20 protein-coding genes, 1 pseudogene and 1 riboswitch are annotated in these 19,174 nt (G+C 67.2%); of the genes and pseudogenes, 5 read left to right on the top strand and 16 right to left on the bottom strand.

Going from position 1 to position 19,174, the window contains the following annotated elements; genetic code table 11:
* From ABZW16_RS23190 to ABZW16_RS23140, 11 genes and pseudogenes are all read right to left on the bottom strand, one after another.
* Positions 1-632: LLM class flavin-dependent oxidoreductase (locus ABZW16_RS23190; RefSeq protein ID WP_354958051.1), on the bottom strand; the 632-nt coding region annotated here is incomplete at its 3' end.
* A complete protein-coding gene (locus tag ABZW16_RS23185; protein ID WP_354958050.1) occupies positions 629-1,435 on the bottom strand; it encodes a DUF1684 domain-containing protein in 807 nt (268 codons plus the stop codon). The genes ABZW16_RS23185 and ABZW16_RS23190, both read right to left, overlap by 4 nt.
* A pseudogene (locus ABZW16_RS23180) lies at positions 1,432-1,595 on the bottom strand (F420-dependent methylene-tetrahydromethanopterin reductase); the annotation flags it as partial. The pseudogene ABZW16_RS23180 and the gene ABZW16_RS23185, both read right to left, overlap by 4 nt.
* Before the next feature lie 188 nt (positions 1,596-1,783).
* Positions 1,784-3,460 carry an ABC transporter ATP-binding protein gene (locus ABZW16_RS23175; RefSeq protein ID WP_354958049.1) on the bottom strand — a complete coding sequence of 559 codons (1,677 nt, stop codon included), beginning with the start codon at positions 3,458-3,460 and terminating at the stop codon, positions 1,784-1,786.
* The gene (locus ABZW16_RS23170; RefSeq protein WP_354958048.1) at positions 3,457-4,329 is read right to left on the bottom strand and encodes an ABC transporter permease; all 873 of its coding nucleotides are present in this window, start codon (positions 4,327-4,329) and stop codon (positions 3,457-3,459) included. Before ABZW16_RS23170 ends, ABZW16_RS23175 begins: the two co-directional genes overlap by 4 nt.
* On the bottom strand, positions 4,322-4,450 hold the full coding sequence (locus ABZW16_RS23165; protein ID WP_354958047.1) for a hypothetical protein: 129 nt from the start codon (positions 4,448-4,450) through the stop codon (positions 4,322-4,324). The genes ABZW16_RS23170 and ABZW16_RS23165 overlap by 8 nt, the downstream gene beginning before the upstream one ends.
* A complete protein-coding gene (locus ABZW16_RS23160; protein ID WP_354958046.1) occupies positions 4,443-5,447 on the bottom strand; it encodes an ABC transporter permease in 1,005 nt (334 codons plus the stop codon). Before ABZW16_RS23160 ends, ABZW16_RS23165 begins: the two co-directional genes overlap by 8 nt.
* A 2-nt stretch (positions 5,448-5,449) precedes the next feature.
* A complete protein-coding gene (locus ABZW16_RS23155) occupies positions 5,450-7,069 on the bottom strand; it encodes an ABC transporter substrate-binding protein (RefSeq protein ID WP_354958045.1) in 1,620 nt (539 codons plus the stop codon).
* The gene (locus ABZW16_RS23150) at positions 7,066-8,217 is read right to left on the bottom strand and encodes an LLM class flavin-dependent oxidoreductase (protein ID WP_354958044.1); all 1,152 of its coding nucleotides are present in this window, start codon (positions 8,215-8,217) and stop codon (positions 7,066-7,068) included. Before ABZW16_RS23150 ends, ABZW16_RS23155 begins: the two co-directional genes overlap by 4 nt.
* A 6-nt stretch (positions 8,218-8,223) precedes the next feature.
* Positions 8,224-9,147, bottom strand: coding sequence for an ATP-binding cassette domain-containing protein (locus tag ABZW16_RS23145; RefSeq protein ID WP_354958043.1), 924 nt, complete (start codon positions 9,145-9,147; stop codon positions 8,224-8,226).
* The gene (locus ABZW16_RS23140; RefSeq protein WP_354958042.1) at positions 9,144-10,142 is read right to left on the bottom strand and encodes an amino acid ABC transporter permease; all 999 of its coding nucleotides are present in this window, start codon (positions 10,140-10,142) and stop codon (positions 9,144-9,146) included. The genes ABZW16_RS23145 and ABZW16_RS23140 overlap by 4 nt, the downstream gene beginning before the upstream one ends.
* 10 nt (positions 10,143-10,152) lie before the next feature.
* A riboswitch (SAM riboswitch) is annotated at positions 10,153-10,246 on the bottom strand.
* Between the two features lie 276 nt (positions 10,247-10,522).
* Here ABZW16_RS23140 and ABZW16_RS23135 point away from each other — a divergent pair.
* Positions 10,523-11,287, top strand: a complete 765-nt coding sequence (locus ABZW16_RS23135; protein WP_354958040.1) for a hypothetical protein — start codon at positions 10,523-10,525, stop codon at positions 11,285-11,287.
* Positions 11,288-11,443: 156 nt separating this feature from the next.
* On the opposite strand, the gene ABZW16_RS23130 is transcribed toward ABZW16_RS23135, so the two are convergent.
* Positions 11,444-12,610, bottom strand: a complete 1,167-nt coding sequence (locus ABZW16_RS23130; protein ID WP_354958039.1) for a glycosyltransferase family 2 protein — start codon at positions 12,608-12,610, stop codon at positions 11,444-11,446.
* A 24-nt stretch (positions 12,611-12,634) separates the two neighbouring features.
* Between ABZW16_RS23130 and ABZW16_RS23125 the strand changes: the two genes are divergently transcribed.
* Positions 12,635-12,964, top strand: coding sequence for a hypothetical protein (locus ABZW16_RS23125; protein WP_354958038.1), 330 nt, complete (start codon positions 12,635-12,637; stop codon positions 12,962-12,964).
* 6 nt (positions 12,965-12,970) lie between these two features.
* Here the strand turns inward: ABZW16_RS23125 and ABZW16_RS23120 are convergent, their stop codons facing one another.
* The 4 genes from ABZW16_RS23120 to ABZW16_RS23105 all read right to left on the bottom strand — a co-directional run bounded on the left by ABZW16_RS23120 (position 12,971) and on the right by ABZW16_RS23105 (position 17,059).
* The gene (locus ABZW16_RS23120) at positions 12,971-13,636 is read right to left on the bottom strand and encodes a DUF3153 domain-containing protein (protein WP_354958057.1); all 666 of its coding nucleotides are present in this window, start codon (positions 13,634-13,636) and stop codon (positions 12,971-12,973) included.
* Positions 13,637-13,807: 171 nt separating this feature from the next.
* Positions 13,808-14,653 (bottom strand): carotenoid biosynthesis protein, encoded by an 846-nt coding sequence (locus ABZW16_RS23115; RefSeq protein WP_354958056.1) that lies wholly within the window; start codon positions 14,651-14,653, stop codon positions 13,808-13,810.
* Positions 14,654-14,799: 146 nt separating this feature from the next.
* Positions 14,800-16,368 (bottom strand): NAD(P)/FAD-dependent oxidoreductase, encoded by a 1,569-nt coding sequence (locus ABZW16_RS23110; RefSeq protein WP_354958037.1) that lies wholly within the window; start codon positions 16,366-16,368, stop codon positions 14,800-14,802.
* Positions 16,369-16,441: 73 nt separating this feature from the next.
* Complete coding sequence (locus ABZW16_RS23105) at positions 16,442-17,059, bottom strand: N-acetyltransferase (RefSeq protein ID WP_354958036.1); 618 nt, start codon at positions 17,057-17,059, stop codon at positions 16,442-16,444.
* 171 nt (positions 17,060-17,230) lie between these two features.
* Between ABZW16_RS23105 and ABZW16_RS23100 the strand changes: the two genes are divergently transcribed.
* The 3 genes from ABZW16_RS23100 (at position 17,231) to mraZ (ending at position 19,096) form a co-directional block, all read left to right on the top strand.
* Positions 17,231-17,671, top strand: coding sequence for an SAV_6107 family HEPN domain-containing protein (locus ABZW16_RS23100; protein ID WP_354958035.1), 441 nt, complete (start codon positions 17,231-17,233; stop codon positions 17,669-17,671).
* A gap of 122 nt (positions 17,672-17,793) precedes the next feature.
* The gene (locus tag ABZW16_RS23095; RefSeq protein ID WP_354958034.1) at positions 17,794-18,216 is read left to right on the top strand and encodes a DUF3040 domain-containing protein; all 423 of its coding nucleotides are present in this window, start codon (positions 17,794-17,796) and stop codon (positions 18,214-18,216) included.
* Positions 18,217-18,664: 448 nt separating this feature from the next.
* Entirely contained in the window at positions 18,665-19,096 is a 432-nt protein-coding gene (gene mraZ, locus ABZW16_RS23090) for a division/cell wall cluster transcriptional repressor MraZ (RefSeq protein ID WP_354958033.1), read from the top strand.
* Positions 19,097-19,174: the final 78 nt, after the last annotated feature.

Genomic DNA, 19,174 nt, shown 5'->3' with positions numbered 1-19,174 from the left:
TCGACCTGTGCGCCCTCACCCGGAACCGCGTGCAGCGCAATGCCTTCGGTGCTCCGGTAGGTGCCGTTGATTAGCGCCCGCACCTCATCGACCTGGTCCGGGAAGTCCAGCGCCTGTGCGCCCTGCTGTTGCAGTGCGCCGAGCGCGGCGATGAACCTCGACTTATCGGTGATCTGTCCAGGATCGAATGGCGGCGGAACCACCACGCCGTCGCGGACCTCGGTGCGGCCGGTCACGGCACCGACGACCGGGTGACCGCCCTTCTGCTGGGCGGACTGTGCGCCGAATTGGGTGCGGCGATGTCCGGATCGGCCGAGGCCGAGGTCGAGTCGGCCCGGATAGATGGCATCGATGGTGCCGAACGCCTCCACGATCGATGCCGAGGTGTGCTGGCCGACCTGGACCGCCGCCGACCCGACCCGAATGCGCGTGGTGGCCGCGGCGACCAGACCGATCAGCGTAATCGAGGACGAACTCGCCACTGAGACGAAATGATGTTCGGCCAGCCAATAGCGGTGGTAGCCCCACTGTTCGGCGTGCTGGGCCAGATCGATGGTGTTGCGCAGCGCCTGCTGTGCAGTCGATCCGGCGCTGATCGGGGCGAGGTCGAGGATGGAAAGGGGGATCGTCATGCGGACCGTCCTGGACGCGGATGCTGTTCTCCCGCTTCGATGGCGACCCGCAGCCGGTTCTCGGCGGGTGCCAGCGGGCAGGTGGCGAAATCGGTGAAGGCGCACGGCAGATTGGCCGCTCGATTGAAGTCGAGGCGCACGGTGCCGTCCGCATCGGGGGCCGGTACGGCGAGCGAGCGGGCCGCCGGATAGGTGGTGACGCCGCTGGTGGCGTCGGTGAACAGCACCCGCAGGCTGGTCGGCTCGCCGAAGGCGATGACGCGCTCGGTGGCCTCGCCTATGGTGAATTCGATGGTGCCCGAGGCGGTGTGGTGATGTTCGAGACCGTCGACGATGGCGCCAGTGGTGATCGTGCGCGACTCGTTGAACGGTTCGAAGCGCCCCTCGACCACCCAGCGCGGATCGGGGGTGTACGCGGGAATGCCCTCGAAGCTCAGCAGCGTCGGCGCGGCCGGATCGTGCACGCGCACGGCGTACCGGCCGGTGCGGCGGATCACCTCGAGTACCCGATTCTCGTGCAGCACACTGAGTCCCGGTGCGCCCTCGCCCGGTGCGACGATCTGCACGCCCGCGATACCGCTGCCATCGAACTCCAGCCGGTCGGCGGGTTGGGCGGTGATGAACACCTTGTCATCGGTGACCCACCAGGTGCCGGGCACGTCCGGAAGGCGCTCGGGTTGGTCGGTGAGCCAATGCAATCCGGTCAGGCTCAGGAAGCCGAGCGGATCGCGCAGCTGATCCTCCCTGACGGTGTGCCAATGCGCCCACTCGGTTTCGAAAAGGCTGGTGATACTGGTCGTCATGACGCGCTGGCTCCTTCGAGTATGCGATTGCGATGGGGATGGCGTAGGCCGAGGTGGCCGCGCAGGGTGGTGCCGGTGTATTCGGTCCGGAACTGCCGCGCTCCTGCAGTTCCGGAATGACGCGGTCGACGAATTCGTCGAGCCCGCAAGTCGAGACCGGCCTTTTCGGCGGCCGTGATCGCATCGACCCAGTAACCGCCGGTGAACACCTCCTCGACACGGGAATCCGTGCGCCGACACGACGCTGGGTGTACGCCGGTTCCGTCGAGCTCGATGGCGAGGAAGAATTCGGTCATCAGTACCGTCCTTTCCGGTCGATGCGCAGCGCGACCGCGGCTTCGGCGCACGTCATCGGGCCGCCCCCGATGCGGTGGCGTGCGGTGTGGGAACGGCCGACAGCAGTTCGCGGGTGTACTCGTGCTGCGGGTTGTCGAAAATGTCGGCGGTGGAACCGGATTCGACGATGCGGCCGTGGCGCATCACCGCGACGCGGTCGCTGATGCGGCGCACCACGGCGAGGTCGTGGGAGATGAACAGGTAGCTCAGTCCGAGTTCGGTTTGCAGACGGTCCAGCAGTTCCAGGATCTGGGCCTGCACCGAGGCGTCGAGCGCGGAGACCGGTTCGTCGAGCACCAGTAGGTCCGGGTGCAGGGCGAGGGCGCGGGCGATGGCGACGCGTTGGCGTTGTCCGCCGGATAATTCCGCGGGGCGGCGCTGCGCGAAGTGCTCCGGCAGCGCGACCTGGTCGAGCAGTTCGCGGACCCGTGCCTGCCTGGCCTTGCGGTCACCGACTGCATAGGCCCGCAGTGGTTCCTCGATGATCGAGCCGATCCGCCAACGCGGATCCAGTGAGCCGTAGGGATTCTGGTAGACCACCTGGAAGCGTTGGCGCAGCGCGTGCAGCCGTCCGCCCTTCACCGTGGTCAGATCGTGTCCGTCGAAGGTGACAACACCGCTGTCGGGTTCGGTGAGCCGCAGGGCGATTCGCGCGGTGGTCGACTTGCCGGAGCCGGATTCGCCGACCAGCGAGAGGGTTTCGCCACGCCCTAGTTCGAATCCGACGCCCGCGACCGCGGTCACCGCATCACCGGCCTGTGCGCGAAAGCGTTTGTGCACATTGCGAACCGTCAGCAGCGGTGGACCGGCGCTGACGCGCGGTGCGCGGAAACCGTCGAATGGGGCCAGGCTGGGCGAGGCCGCGAGCAGTCGCTTCGTATACGGATGCCGGGGCTCGGCGAGCAGCGTGGCCGTAGGACCGGTTTCGACGATCTCCCCGCCGCTGAGCACCACGAGGCGATCGGCCCGTTCGGCGGCGATCGCGAGATCGTGGGTGATCAGCAGCACCGCTGTGCCCCTTGCCGCGGTCTGGGCGGCGAGTTTGTCCAGCACCCGCCGTGCCACCGTGGCGTCGAGCGCGCTGGTCGGCTCATCGGCGATGACCAACTCCGGTCCGGCGATCAGCGCTGCCGCGATCAATACCCGTTGCCGCTGGCCACCGGATAATTCGTGCGGATACTGTGCGGCCCGCAATTCCGGTCGGTCCAGTCCGGCCTCGGCGAGCAGTTCGACTGCCCGTGCGGCCGCGTCGCGCCGATCGGCCAGCCCGTGGACCAGCAGCGCTTCGGCGACCTGAGCACCGACGCGGCGCACCGGATTGAGTGACAACCCGGGATCCTGGGGCACGAATCCGATGCGCGCACCGCGAATGCGCCGCAGCGCACGCTCGGATGCGGTGTCCACCTTTGCTCCGTCGAAAGTGACCGTCCCGCCGGTGATCTCGGCATTCGGTCCGAGCAGGCCGATCACCGATTGCGCGAGCGTCGACTTGCCGGAACCGGATTCGCCGACAAGTGCCACGACTTCGCCGCGGGCGACGGTGAGGGAAACGTCTGCCAGGGCGGTGACAGGGCCGCTGTCGGAGCGATAGCGAACGAACAGGCCCTCGATGCCGAGCAAATCCGACCGTGAGTCCGCGGTGGTATCGGCTCGGTCCGCCACCTCGGCGGCTGTGCTGTGCTCACTCATGCGCGGTGACTCCTTCCTACGGCCCGGCCGAGGCGTTGGGCCGAGAGAACGACGGCAATGATGACCAGGCCGGGCAGGGTGGTCAGCCACCAGGCGGTGGCGAGGAAGTTGCGGCCCTCGGAGATCAGCGAACCCCATTCGGGTGTCGGCGGTTTCGCGCCGTAGCCGAGGAAGCTCAGTGCGGAGACGGCCAGCACCGCCATGCCGAATTCGACCGCGGCCAGGGCGAGAACGGGCTGATAGGAGTTCGGCAGGACGTGGCGGGCGAGCACCGTGTACCAGCGAACGCCGGACGCGTGTGCGGCCTCCACATAGGGCGCCTGGCGCACGCGCAGCACCTCCGAGCGCATTACCCTGGCGAAGTTGGCGATGAGCGAAACACCCACCGCGACGGCCACATTCCGGGTGCCGAAGCCGAGCGCGGTGACCAGGGCCAGTGATAGCAACAGCGACGGAATCGATAGCAGCACATCGACGAATCGCATGATGACGGTGTCGACGATGCCGCCGATCGACCCGGACAGCAGCCCGAGAATCGAACCTGCGACCAGTGCGATGACGACCGCCGAGAGGGTGGCGGTGAGCGAGAGCCCCGCGCCGTGCACCGTCCGGGTGTACAGATCGCGCCCGAGATTGTCGGTGCCGAACCAGTGCTCGGCGCTCGGCCCCTGGAATTTCTGTGCGGGTACGCCGGTCAGCGGGTCACCACTGGCGAATACCGAAGGGAACAGCGCCCAGCCGAGTGCCAGCGCGGCCACGGCACCCGACAGCACGACTACGGCATTGCCGCGCAGCGACTTCCACCGCGGCAAAGGCCGCCGTAGCCGGGGTAGCGCGACACGCCTCGGCTCATCGATGACGTCAACCATGATCGGCCACCTGCGGTCGAAGGTCGGCGGGCAGCCACGAGCCGAGCGCGAGGAGTCCGGCGCTGTCGCGCACTGCGGTGGTTCGGTCGCATAGCACATGGCGAACGAATGCCTCAGGCATGCACGACCACCTCCTGTGCGGTATCGGTATCGGCGGTCTCGGAATCGGTTGTCCTACTGCGGGAGCGTCCGGCTATGCGCGGATCGAGCAGCGGATACAGCAGGTCCACCGTCAGATTCACGGTGACGAATACGGTCGAGGTCAGCAGTACGATGCCCTGTACGACCGGAATATCCTGGGCGAGTACGGAGGTCTGGGTGAGCCGCCCGACACCCTGACGGGCGAAGACGGTCTCGACCACTACCGAACCGGCGAGCATATTGCCGACCAGCACTCCGGCGATGGTGAAGGTGGGCACGCTGGCGGGCCGCAGCACATGTTTGCGCAGCACCCAGGAGCGCGAACCGCCCTTGGCCAGTGCCACATCGACGAAGGGCTGCCGCCAGGTCGATTCGAGTCCGGCCGTCAGCACCTGCGCGATAACCGCGCCGATCGGGATCGCGAGCGTCAGCGCGGGCAGCACCGTGCCCTTCAGGCCGTGACCGCCGAATGCCGGGGCCAGGTGCCAGCGGAACGAGAACAGCTGCAGCAGTAGCAGTCCCGTCCAAAAGGTCGGCACCGAAACCCCGAGCGAGGGGACCGAGCTCAGCGCGTTGCGCAACCACGGACGACGGGTGTAGGTGGCCGCGAACGCCAGGCCGACCCCGCCGATCACGGCGAAGAGCAGGGCGAGCCCGGCCAATCCCAGGGTATTGGGCACCGCGTCACCGAGCGCGCGGGTGACCGGCTGGCCGGTGCTGATGGAGTGCCCGAGATCGCCGGTCGCCGCATTCGTCAGCGCGGTCCAATACTGTTCCCACAGGGGACGATCCAGTCCATAGCGCGCCTGCAGTTCGGCGATCGCGGCCTTATCGATCGGGGTGCCAGCACCCGCACCGTCGGCCGCGATGGAGACCGGATCGGCGGGCAGCAGGTACAGCACCACGAACGAGATGGTGAAGGCCGCCCACAGCACCCATATCGCCTGCAGTACCCGGACAACGACATACCGAGCCATGACTACCGCCCGCTCAACCAGGCATCGAAGAACTGCAGCCGGGCCGAGGCCTCGAACTTCAGATCCCGCACGCTCTGCGCCGCGCCGATGGCCTGGGACAGTTCGACCGTCGGAATCCACAGCCCCGCATCGAGTACCGCCTGTTGGGCGGTGCGGATCAGCGCGGTGCGTGCTGCGGCATCGGAAGCGCTGAGCTGACCGTCGAGCACGTCATCCAGCGCCGGAATGTGTTCGCGGGCATTGAGATTGCGACCGTCGACGCTGAAGGAGGTGCGCAGGATGTCACCGTCGGCGCGGGTGGTGTTGTAGTAGGTGGTGTCGAAATCCTTGACGTTCTGTCGGGCCGTGCTCTCCGGGCCCGACACCAGATCCAGCTTCAGCTCGACACCGATCTGGCGCAGCTGCTGCTGTACCAGCTCCAGAATTGCCTGGTTGCCCGCGAACGCCTGACTGAAGAGCACCGAGAAGGACAGACGCTCACCATTCTTCGTGCGAATGCCGTCACCGCCGGGCGTCCAGCCCGCCTGGTCGAGGATGCCGCGCGCCTCGGTCGGGTCGTAGGCCAGCCGCGCCGAAAGATCCTGGTAGCCGGGCGTGCTGCTGGCCAGTGTGCTGGTGGCGGGTTTGAACTGCGGGCCGAGTACGGTGTCCACCAGTTGTTTCCGGTCGATCGCTGGCAGCAGCGCCTGGCGCACTGCGGCATCGCGCAGCGGGCCGCGGGTCACATTGGTCTGGAAGCCGAATGGCACACCGGGATTCGCGGTGCTCAGTACCCGACCGCTCGCCGCCTCGATCTGCGGCGCGTCCTGCGGCAGCGCGTCGCTGACCGCGTCGAGCTGGCCGGAGATGAGACTGCCGGTGCGCACACCGGATTCGGGCACGACCGTGAATTCGATCTTGTCGAGGTAGGCCTCGCCCTGATGGGTGAAGACCGCCGAACCCCAGTTGTACCCGGCGCGTTTGGCCAGGGTCGCCGAGGCGTCCTGCCGCCAGGACGCATAGGTGAACGGGCCGCTGCCGACATTGTCGCCCAGGCAGCGCTGATCGGCGGGTTCGGCCGTGGTGGCATCGCCTTGAATGCCGAGTTGTGCTGTCGAGGATGCCTGCAAGAACTGGGCATTGGGCTTGCTGAATTCGACCCGTGCGGTCAGCTTGTCGACCGCGGTCGTTGCGACATAGTTGGTGAGATAGCTGGAGCCGAGCGGAGTTTTGACCGCGCCCAGTTTGATCACCGAATCGAAGGTGTTCCGCACCGAATCCGCGGTGAGCGGTGTGCGATCGCTGAAGGTGACGCCATCGGCCAGGTGGAAGGTGAATACCTTGGCGTCGGGTGAGATCTCCCAGCTCTTGGCCAGCCAGGGCTTGATCTCACCGGTCTTGGGATCCTGATCGGTCAGCGAATCCACGATCTGACGGGTCACATACAGCGTCTGGTTGGTGCCGGCCTGCGCCGGATCCGAGCAGGTCGGGGCCTGGGAGAGGCCGTAACGCAAGGTTCCGCCCGGCTTCGGCGGTCCCGCGTCGGCGCCGCCCGAGGCCGAATCGCTGCCGCAGGCAGCCAGACTCGCGGCCGCGGTGACGGCGGCGGCCACGGCCGCGATGCGATGGCGGGGACGGATCACTGTGGTACTCCAGATGTGTCGGTGCGGACGAGTTCGCCGCGGGAATCGATGTTGTATTCGGCGCTGGGACGCCCGGTACCACCGCCGTTTTCGGCGGCGTCGCCGTTGCTGGCCAGCGGCCTACTCGGAATGCGGCGGCGCAATTCGGGCGCCACCTCGGCCTGGAAGAGTTCGAGGCTGTCGCGATGTTCGGCCTCGGTGCGGCCGTCGCGTTCGGCGGACAGATGGATCACCTCGTGCCCGAAGGCCTCGTGCTGGCGGCCCACCTTGTCGATCACCTGTTCCGGACTGCCGATCAATGCCGAACTGCGCGCGACGAAATCGTCGAGGGTCTCGAAGACGATCGGCAGGCCGAGCTTGCGCGCCAGCGCCAGTCGCGCCTCGAAGATCGGCCGGTAGACCTCGAGGGCCTGCTGCGACGCGCGTGCCACGTGGAATCCGGCGGTACCCGCGCCGACCAGGGCGTCGGCCGGATCGTGCCCGTAGTGCTCCCAGCGCTCCCGATAGTGGCGCACCAGTTCGGCATACGGCTCGATCGGATTGGTGACATTGGCCGAGAACAGTGGGTCACCATGGCGCGCCGCGAGTTCCACCGAATCGCGACTGGTCGCACTGCCGTGCCAGATCCGGATGCGCGGCTGCCACGGCCGCGGCAGGGCCTTGGCCTCGACCAAGTCCGGACGGAACCGACCCGACCAGGTCACGCTGTCGCTGTCCCATAGCGCCCGAAACAGTTCGTAGCCTTCGCGATTGCGATCCCACTGGTCCTCGGTGGTGACGTGGTACAGCTTTGCCTGCGCCGCGCCATTGCCCTTGCCGATGATCAGTTCGAGGCGACCGCCGGAGAGGTTGTCCAGAGTCGAGTAGTCCTCGAACGCGCGCACCGGATCCAGCAGACTCAGCGTGGTGACCGCGGTGAACAGGCTGATCCGGGAGGTGACCGCGGCAATGTGGGACAGGATCACCGGCGGCGCGGCCGAAAGGAACGGATCCTCGTGCCGCTCACCGACGGCGAACCCGTCGTAGCCGAGTTCCTCGGCGAGACGAGCCTGCTCGATGACATTGGTGAGTCGTGCCCTGGTCTCCGGCAGTCGTCCGGTGCTCGGGTCGGGTACTCGGGTGACGAGGGTGAACAGCAGGAATTTCATGCGCGATCACGACTTCTTCGGTAGGCCGGGCGGGTTGATCCGCGAGCTCGGCACGGTTTCGGTCTGCAGCCCCCACCGGTCGATGACCTGCTGGTAGGTGCCGGTCTGGATGGCGTTGTTGATGGCCTTGTTGATGGGGCCGATCAGACCGTTGTCCCTCTTGGTGAGCACACCGATCTCGCCCTGCAGCGTGTCACCGGCGCCGGAGAAGGTCGCGACGATCTTGGTCTGATTCGCGGTGGTGCTGTGGTAGATCGCGGACGGATCGGGCCCGATGTAGCCGTCCAGGCGCTGCGAGGCCAGCGCCAGGTAGTAGTCGGTGACCTGCTGGAAGTAGGCGATATCGATCGCGGGCAGGCCTTCGGCGATGTTCTGCTCGACCGGCGGTCGCAGCGCCAACGCCCTGGCAATGGCCACCCGCTGCTGCTGTCCGCCGGACAGCCGCCGCGGATAGGCGTCGGCCAGTTCGCCGATGCCGACCCGGTCCAGCAGTTCCTCGGCCTCGCGCTCGATCTCCTTGCGCGGGCGACCCTGCGCGGAAATCGGTGCGAGCGTGACATTGTCGAGCACCGTCAGGTGCGGGAAGAGATTGAATTGCTGGAAGACGAAGCCGATATGCGAGCGCTGCTTGCGCACCTCGCGATCCGATAGTGCGTGCAACCTATTGCGGCGCAGCCGATATCCGATCAGCTCGCCGTCGATGTGCACGGTGCCCGCGTCCAGGGACTCCAAGTGGTTGATCACCCGCAGCAGTGTCGACTTGCCGGAGCCGGACGGGCCGATCACGGTGACCACCTCACCCGCCCGCACCGTCAGGTCGATACCGCGCAGCACTTCGGTGGTGCCGTAGGACTTTCGCACGCCGCGAACCGCGACGGCGGGGGCTTTGTCGACGGTGATGTCGATCGTTGCGGTGACCGGTGCGCTCATCGGGTGGCTCCGCGCGGTGCGGCGGAACCGCTTTCGGCGATTTCGCGCAGCTTGTGCCACACCTGCTGGATCGGCGTCGGTGGCGGTGTCCGGTGCGCGCCCTTGGCATAGTGCCGTTCGATGTAATACTGCGCCACCGAGAGAATCGTGGTCAGCACGATGTACCAGACCGTCGCGACCATGAGCAGCGGCACCACCCGGCCGTTGCGTCCGTAGATGACCTGGACCTGGTAGAAGAGTTCCGCGATCGCCATTACCGAAACGATCGAGGTGCCCTTGAACAGGCTGATCACCTCATTGGTCGCATTCGGCAGGATCGAGCGCATCGCCTGCGGGACGACCACGGTGCGGAACTGTCGCAGCCGCGGAATCCCGAGTGCCGCGGCGGCTTCCAACTGTCCGGGATCGACCGAGATGAATCCGGCCCGGATGATCTCGGCCGAATATGCAGCCTGATGCAACGCGAGGCCGATGACCGCCGCGGTGAACCCGCTGATCACCCCGTTCACCTCGAAGGTGAGAAATCCGGGGCCGAACGGGATGCCGAGCGAAAGCGTGTTGTAAAGGTAGGCGATGTTGAACCAGAACAGCAGCTGCACGATCAACGGAATCGAGCGGAACGCCCAGATATAGACCCACGAGATCACCCGCAGCACCGGATTATTCGACAACCGGGCGATTGCCAGTGCGGTGCCGATCAGGAATCCCAGGGCCGTACCCCACAGGGTCAGCTCCAAGGTGACCTCGAGCGCCGATAACACCGACTTCGCGGTGAAGTACTTGGCGAAGGTCGACCAATCCCAGCCCGGATTGGTGACCAGTCCATGGATGAACTGCGCGAGCAGTACCAGCGCGATGGCGCTGATCACCCAGCGCCACGGATGCCAGGCCCTGGCGATCGGCGGTGCGTCGGCGATGGTTACGGCAGTGCCAGGTGCGTGGGCACCCGGTATCGGAACATCCGATAGGGCATCGGATGCAACGGACGCGCTCATGATTTCGGTTCCTCCATCGTTCCCGGCGGAAGCACCCGCACCCGGTGGCCGGGGGGTTGCTGCGACGTCGACGAGCCAGGTCTCTCGGTCGCTCTGGATGGTGTGTCCGACGCCGAGCACGGGTCGGTCGGTCTAGCCGAAACATCATGCGAAGCAGGCGAACTCCGGCACAAGGGTACGAATCAGTGTGAGCGCAGACCTTGTCCGAATGGTCGTGAACAGGGATTATCGACCGGGTCGTGCGGTGGATCGCGAGGCTTCGGGTGCGGTCCGTCCGGCGTGTATCGCCTGGAGGGTGCACCCGGCGTTTCGTCGCGACGGTCCGGTACGGTGCGCGACGCGATGGCGTTGCCAGTCGAAATCAGCGCAGTTCCGGTGGTTTGCTGGAGTACGCTCTGACCTCGTTCGTGCCCGACGATGAGGAGGTTCACGTGACCCTGCTGCGCCGTCTGACCACGCTTACCGCCATCGCGACCGGTGCGGCCGCGCTGACGCTCGCCGCCCCCGGCCTCGCCGTCGCGGTACCTGCGCCGATACCCGGAGCCGCAATCCCGGCGGCGCCCGCGCCGTCCGTCCAAGCCGCACCCGGAGATGCGTTCGGTGCTTACCAAGCCACCGTCGAGGCGCTGCGCGCCTTGGGCATCGACCCGTTCCTGTACCCGGCGGCTGCGGCGTTCTGCTCCAGCAGCAACTCCCTCGGCCTGGTCCCCGCCGTCGCGGGTGCTGTGCCCGGGCCGTGGCCCAAGACCACCGTGGCCATTCCGGGACTGGACCTGTCCGCGGTCAAGACGGGCCAAACCCTGTTCACCTTCATGCCCTACGGCGTAGCCCCGGACAGCACGAACGTCTCCGGCATGAACGTCGCCTGGCTGAACCTGGCCAATGGCCGCAGCGGCGTCACCGCCATGGGTCCGATCTCCGACGTCGTCCGAACCATGGTGCCCGCGGAAATCCCTGCCGATATACGACCACTCGCCGAACGTGCCTTCCAGAACTTCTTCGCCACATTCCCCACCGGAGGCATCCGCGCCGTCCCCGTCGAGACCGGTTCCGGCACCGTCCTGGCCGCGGTGTTCGGCACCGTGGACAACGGTGGCAAGCCCTGCTTCTTCCTCCCGACGGTCGGCATCACCTCGGTGCGCTGAGCCCGCCGACGTCTGACGCAGTTGGGGACCGGGCCGGATCCCGGCCTGGATATAGCGCCAGCGGGTTCGGGCGTGCGGCCGCCCGATTCCGGGGTTGATCAAGATCTGGTGGCGGGTCGGTCGGGCATTGCCGCCATGGATTCGGCCTGGTCTCGGTCAGTGGGCGGTGTCGAGGTGGCGGGATTTCCAGGTCAACGTGTTCGCGCGATGGGCCCGGCGCGAGCGGGACCACAGGCGTAGATAGGCGGCGATGGAGACCGGGTGGGCCAGGGCGGCAAGGATATCGGCGCGGGTCAGTGAGCCGCCTTCGAGTGAGCGGGCGAGTAAGCGGCCGGTGACCGCGGCGCTGTAGCCGAGGAGACCGGCGGCGCGCACCCGGCCGTGACCGGCGACGGCGGCCAGCGGAGGTACCCAATAGGCCAGTGCTGCAATAGCTCCCACGGCTGCGCCGCCGACGGTCGTGCCGCCGTAGGCCGACCACAGCCAGCGGGTGTAGCCCACCTCGAGTTCGGTTGCGTCCCGGTACATTCGGGTCCGGGCGGCGCGACCCGCCGCGACCAGTGCGGTGCGGCGACCGGAACGGCGCAGGGCGCGAGCGATATCCAGATCCTCGGTGGGGCTGGCGGCCACCGCCGCGTGACCGCCGACGGCGTAATAGGCCGTGGCATCGAAGACGAGGAATTGGCCGCAGGCGACCACCGTCGAGGGTCTGCGGCCGCGATCGGCGATCTCGATCGGCAGGCTCGCCGCCCACGACCAGCACAGCAGCGGCTGAACCAGCGCCTCGGCGACCGATTCGGCCACCTGGTACGGCCACGGCGATAACAATGCGGCCCGGCTCCGGCGCAGTTCGGTGACTGCCGCGGTGATCGCGCGCGGGGCCAGCCGCACATCGGCATCGAGGAATATCAGCACCGTCGCATCCGCCAGCTCGGCCAGCCGGGCACAGGCCGCGGACTTCCCGGTCCAACCCGGTGCGGGTTCGGCCTCGGATCGGATCACCGTGAATCGCGGATCACCCGCGATCGCCGCCACCGCAGCCGCTTCGGTCCCATCACTGGACGCGTCATCGAGGATCAACACCCGCAGCCGCGGCACCCCCACCTGGCCCCGCAGATCATCGATCAGCTCGGGCAGCCGCCGCGCCTCATCTCGCGCCGGAATACAGATCGTCACGGGTTCGACAACCGCCGTCGGCACCACCGGCAGCCTGCGCACCGTCGCCCGATTGAACAACGCGATCCCACAACCGATCAGCGCGATTGCCGCACCATACGGCGTCGCAATCGCCAAGCCCTCCTTCAGCGCCTTCGCTGCCGTCATGGCCTCGCCGCCAAGGTGCGTCGAATGACGCCGTCGTCGGGCCGATCAGGCGCGCGCGACGTACTCGCGTTTCGTATCGACGCGATCCACGCGTCCGGCGGCGTCATGATTCTCGCCTCGAGTGTCCTGGTCACGGTTGTGCCGTCGCGGTATTCGGCATGGGGTATGCCATGGGCGGGGTGCTCGGTCGCGCGTTGCGTTTCACTGCGCGTTGATGGCATCGCAATGCCGGTTCGTGCCGAGATCGCTGCCGCCGACTGCGACGTCTTGATTGTCGTCACAATCGTGTCGCCGTGGCGCTCGGCATCGACCGGGCGTTGGCGTTCGGTATCGAAACAACTGGGTGCGGGGTGAGGAATGTCAGCGGCGTACGAGCGAACGCCGGAGACTGCTCAGGGAGAAGTTGAATTCGGGGGCGCCGGGGGGTGCGGGGTTCCGGTCCATATAGGCGATGGCGGCGATGATGGCGGCGACGGCAAGGGTGATGCCGCCGACGATTCCGGCCCAGCCCGCGAAGGAGCGGGTATTCGGGTCGGCGTAGCTGACCTCGGCGCGCAGCGTGGAGACATCGCCGGGCGGGAGCTTCCAAGAGACGGTCGAGTCGTCCTCGCGGTTGCCGTTGGTTTTGGCGACGCGGGCCGGGAAGGCCACCGTGAACTGCACGTCCGACCCATGCGGCGGAACGGCTTTCAGGTCGACCCGGCCGATGAGGCTGACCAGGTCGCCGGTGCGCTGGAACGACAGATTGAACATGCCCTGGGTCTGATCGGAGAGTCCGCCGAGCTGGCCGACCTCGCCGAAGGATAGATCCTCGAAGAACACCTTGCTGCCGACATAACCGTCCTGGCTGTACGGCTCGACCCGCACCTTGGCGGCCACCGAATCGGGCGCCTTCAGCTGCGGGCCCTTGTCATTGGCGTCCGCGGGCACGACCGCGGCCACGATCCGGCCGGAGACCCGGTCATTGGACGACACACCCATCGAAACCTGGACCCGCAAGCAGCCCGCGAGCATGGGCACCAGCATTGCGGCCAGCAGTACTGCCGCCGCTACCCGCACCCTGGGCCGGGGTGAACGTAGAACCGGGGCATCGGGGATCGCGGTGAGAGGACTCGGCTGCACGGCTCACATCGTGCCAGGCGGTCGACCCCGATTGCTACGCGACGGGCGGAACACGCGTCGGCCGAAGTTTCGGAGCTATCGCGTCCGCACCGTTTCATTCCCCCGAGCCCTGATCAACTGCACCAGCAGCGGTACACCGAGCACTCCCGACCCGACACAGCCGTACCACGCCGAATACGGCAGATCGAGGAACACCGCATGGGCCAGCGTCGACCCGAGCCACGTCCACAGAAATACCGCGACCGGCACCAGCGCCTGCGCCGGAATCGGAAACCTGCGCCCCGTGCTGGCCTCTCGCATCCGCACAGTGCCTGGCCCCGCCACCCGGTCCAAGGCGGTCAGTAGCCCCGCCATCACCAGCGCCACCGCGAACCAACCCAGATAGTTCGTATACGGAATCTCATCGAGTCCGGGCAGACCTCGACCGGTGGCGCACCAACTCCATTGACCATCCGCCACCATCTGCGGGTCCAGGAACAGATCCCAACCCACCGCGCCGACCCCCGTCAGCACACTCCGCCCGACCGTATGCCTTGTCAGCAGGCCAGCCACCACCCACACCGGGTACAGCCCGCCCGTCCAGGCCAGCGCGACCACCAATGGCACACCCGCCACCGCCGGTCCCAACCTACCGTCGGCGTAGTCATAACAACCGAATGGGAATCTCGTTGCGGTACCGATGATCTCGGCAAGCAGCCCGAGCCCGGAGACGATCACCAGGAATCCCGCGGCGTACCGAAACCCGCGCGTCGCCGCCGCGTGCACCAATGCCGTCCCCGCGGAAAGCAGCACCACCACAACGGTCACCCGATCGCGAGCGACGCCCGAGGACAGCGGATAGCCGATCTGCACGAGCACGAGCAGCACCGCGAACCCCGCAGGCACAAGCAATCGTGGCGTCCATTGCGAGGACGCCCGCATACGCGGAATCCGGAGCGCACTGGGGCGACGCTCGTCGCGACGGCGCACACCAGAATCCGCGCCGGACAGCTGGTGGGTGATCTCCGAATTCGCCGGGCCGGGCACCTGCACCTCGGCGCCTTCGGGCTCCGGTTCGGTGGACTCGGTCATCGCCTGCGCAGCAGGGGAAACCGGCTACGGCGTCGATCGTGCAGCACCAAGCGTGCCGCACTGCGCCCACTGGCTCCGGACACCCCACCACCCGGATGCGTCGACGCCCCGGTCAGATACAACCCGGGCGCCCCTGGCACCCGCTGCCCGGACAGCTCCGGCAGTGGCCGCCACAGCATCATCTGATCCAGCGACATCTCCACATGCATCACATTCCCACCGCGCAGCCCCAGCTCGCGCTCCAGATCGACCGGCGTCTGCACATGCCGCCGCAGCACACTCGCCGCGAACCCCGGTGCGTAGGAATCGACTTCGGCGATGATCCGATCGGCCTCCGGCGCGGCGTGCGCGGCCCAGTCGCTCCCGTCGGCCAGCTGGTAGGGATGCCACTGCGCCCAGAGTGAGAGCTGATGTTCACCGGCCGGGGCGATGCTGGGGTCCAGCGCGCTGAAGCTCATCGCGAGTACCACCGGGCGCGGCGGTAGATCCCCGGCCGACGCCGCACCGTGCGCCCGGCGCAGCTGCCGCCGATCCGATACGAGAAACTGCAGGCCGTTGGCGGATTCGACAGTCGAACTTCCGGGATAGCGCGGCAGCGCGCTGGTCGCGAGCCGCACCACCATGCCGATGCCGGGACCGACCCGGATCCGCCGCTGCCAGTCATCGAGCACCGCACCGTCGAATCCGCCGTCCCGCAGCAGATCCAGTGTGGTCAGCACGTGCGCGCCCGCGATCACGGTGTCCGCGTCCAGATTTCGGCCCGAGGCGGTCGAAACCTGCCACCCCGTACCGACCTGGCGCAGGGCCGTGACCGCATCGCCGGTCGATACGGCACCGCCGTCGGCACGCAACCGCGCGACCAATGCCGCTGTCAGCGCCCCACTTCCGCCCACGGCCCGGCCCGGCGGCAGCGTATGCATCAGCGCGGCGAATCCGACCATCGGCGCGGTCCCCGGTTCCGACATCGGCGGCCCGGACTGCGCCCCGAACCAGGCCAGCGACGCCTTGAGCCGCTCGTCGTCGAAATACGTGTCCAGCAGTGCATCCCCGGTCTGCAGGAACTCCCGCGACAGTGCGCTCCCGCCGTCGCGCGCGTCGAGCCCCCAGAACGAGCGCAGCAGCCTGCCCGGCGTCGGCGTGCCGCCGAATGCACGCATCACCCGCGCCGAGCGCGGTCCCCAGATCTCCACGAAGCGCCGATACGCCGCCGCATCCCGCGCACCGCAGACCTCCGCGATTCCCGCGCAGGTGCGATCGAGATCGCGATGGAATACGATCGGCGCGCCGCCCTCCGGTCCCGCGGGGGTGAAACCCCAAGGATCACAGTCGATATAGCGCAGCCCGAAGCGCGATAGCTGCAATTCCTCGATGATCCCGGTATGGCGCACCATGATGTGCGCCGACGAGCCGCGATCGACCAGATGGCCGGGAAAGCGTTCGACCGTCGACACCGCGCCGCCGAGCACCTCGTCGCGTTCGAGTACCGTCACCCGCTCACCGGCGCGCGCCAGATAGCACGCGGCGACGAGTGCGTTGTGGCCCGAGCCGACGACCACGACCGTCACAGCTCCGCCTCGCTAGCGCTCGGTTCCGCTGCGACCGTTGGTGCTGTGTCATCGGTGCCCTCGCTACGCTCCGTCACAAGGGCAGCCGCCGCCCGAGAATTGCGAACGGCCGGGTATCCCCCGCGAAGACGAAATTCCGGATCACATCGGTGAATCCGAGTCGCCGATACAGCCGCCAGGCGCGATTGGCCTCGCGCTCCACCTCCGGTGTGGACAGCAGCACCGCGCTCTCGGTGCGATTCGCGAGCAGCCGCGTCAGCAGCGCACCGCCGATGCCCCGGCCCTGCGCAGAGGGATGCACGTGCAGCTCGGTCAGTTCGAAATAGTCCGAAAGCAGTTCGCGCGCAGAGTGTTCCGGCCAGCCCGAGCGGCGCATCCCGCTGTGCACCTGCTGATGCCACCACTGGTGGGCGGCGCCGCGATAGCCGTAGGCGATGGCCACGATCGGCGCGGTCCGCAGGTCGATCTGCCCGGAATCATCGGGGATGACGGCGGCAACGGCCTGCCAGCCGGGCCGGGTGGTGTGCTCGGTCCACATCGGCGCCCGATGGTGTTCGGTGCCGTGCGGATATTCCATCGCCGCGACGTACACCGCCAGCGCATCGTGCAGCCGGGAGCGTAGCGCCGTGATCGGGAGATCGATGACGACGGGTGCGTTGGCGGGGGTGTGTTTGGGCTTGACGGCGGTCATGGCTCTCGTCGGTCCGCGGAAAGTTGTCGGTGGGTGTCCCTATATTCAATCTCAATTCAAACGTTCGAATACCTGTTCGATCCGCGCGGTGCTGGGAACTCGGCGTTCGCGCACAGGATAGGCCAGGTGAGCGGCGCTGAACGACTCTGAACGAACTCGGAGGGACGGCTGATGTCCGGTCGGATCGAATACCCGGGGCAACCCGGCAAGGCGGGCAAGCTGCTGCAGCGGGCGGATGGCCTGCTGATGCAGGCGGCGGGGGAGCGCGACCCGCGCGAACGTTTCCGGACCGCGTATCTCGCCGCGTTGCGCGGTGCCGGTGCGGTGCTGGCGTATACCGGGGCGGACGGCGCGCCCCGGGCACGTTCGCGCAATGCGTGGGTACTCCTGCAGCGCGCTGCGCCCGAATTCGTCATGTGGGCCGACTACTTCAGTGCCCGTTCGGAGATCAGGGCGGCGCTGGAGGCGGGTTTGGATCGCAACATCGATGATCAGCAGGCCGACGAGTTCTATTCGCGGGTGGGCGCATTCCTGCACGACGTCGAAGATCTGCTGAATACCGGTGCTCGTTTGCGCCCCGCGCCGGGGTGGTCGGGCGGCATGACCGCTTAGTTATCGGCGAGTAGGTGGTACGGCACTGATCGAACTCGTATCATTGGTGGCAGATAGCCGACCTTGGCTATCTGTCGCCTACCCGGAGGCGACAGCCACGTCCTAGTGCCGGGGGAGGTACCGTGCCACTCTCCGAGCACGAGCAGCGCATGCTCGAACAGATCGAGAGCGCGCTCTATGCTGAGGATCCGAAGTTCGCGTCGTCCGTCCGCGGCGGACGCCTTCGCTCGACCTCGAGTCGCCGCCGACTCCAGGCCGCGGCCCTGTTCGTCCTTGGTCTGTTTCTACTGGTCGCTGGGATCGCCGCTCCGGTGAAGCTCGGCGACTTTCCGATCATCAGCCTGATCGGATTCATCGTGATGTTCGCCGCAGGCGTGCTGTTGCTGCTCGGCAGCTCCAAGGGCATCGCCAAGGGCGACCGGTCGGGCAATGCCCAATCCGGTGGCGCGAGCGGCGGATCGAGCGGACGTGGGCGACAGCGCAAGTCCGGTGGTTTCTCCGAACGCATGGAGGATCGGTTCCGTCGCCGCTTCGATCAGGAGTAGCGCGCTCGTAGCCGACATCTACATATCGAACGCGCCGCCGCACCGAAAAGGTGCGGCGGCGCATTCGCATGCGTGAGCCATCCGGCTGCTGGGTGATCTCCGCGAGCGGTTCCCCGCAACGCCCCACGATCTTCCCCCACCATGCCCCACCATCCACCCACGCGGCCGCCCATGATCGGCCGGAATGGGGTGCACCAGGGCGTTTGCTGGTTGTTGTCGGGCGATCGTTTCGCCGTGTGGCGCGTGTCGCCAGAACACGGAAAAAGTTCTCCACCACTGTGATAGCTGGGATGACCTGCGTAATCGATGACGCGGGGAGCCAGATCACCCTGAGTTTCGATTGAAAGTGGGGGAAAGTGGGGTAATGTGGAGCGCGCACTAGAGGAAGGGCATACATCCGAGGTGATCGTGCTCCCCGCGCGGCGGGGTTCATCCAGGAGGTAGCGGGATGTTTCTCGGTACCTACACACCTCGGTTGGATGACAAGGGGCGACTGACGTTGCCTGCGAAGTTTCGAGACGATCTGGCGGGAGGGTTGATGGTCACGAAGGGTCAGGACCACAGCCTTGCCGTATATCCCAAGGACGAGTTCACCGCGCTCGCTCGGCGAGCCGCGGCGGCATCTCGAAGTAATCCGCAGGCGCGCGCGTTCGTCCGGGCACTCGCGGCCGGAACGGATGAACAGCGTCCGGACGCCCAAGGCCGGATCGTGTTGTCGGCCGATCATCGTCGCTACGCGAACCTTTCGCGGGACTGCGTGGTGATCGGATCGGTCGACTTCCTCGAAATATGGGATAAGCAGGCGTGGGAGTCCTACCTCGCCGAGCACGAGGAGGACTACGCCGAAGCGAGAGACGAGTCGCTGGGCGGCATCTTCTAGCCCTGAGCGAACGAGTGCCACGCGGCCTCTGCCCGGACGCGCGGACCCTGACGTACTTCCCCGACGCCAGGTGCCGAG

The organism is Nocardia sp. NPDC004604 (assembly GCF_040609795.1).
Classification (GTDB): Bacteria; Actinomycetota; Actinomycetes; order Mycobacteriales; family Mycobacteriaceae; genus Nocardia.
This window is presented reverse-complemented; position numbering and strand designations above follow the sequence as displayed.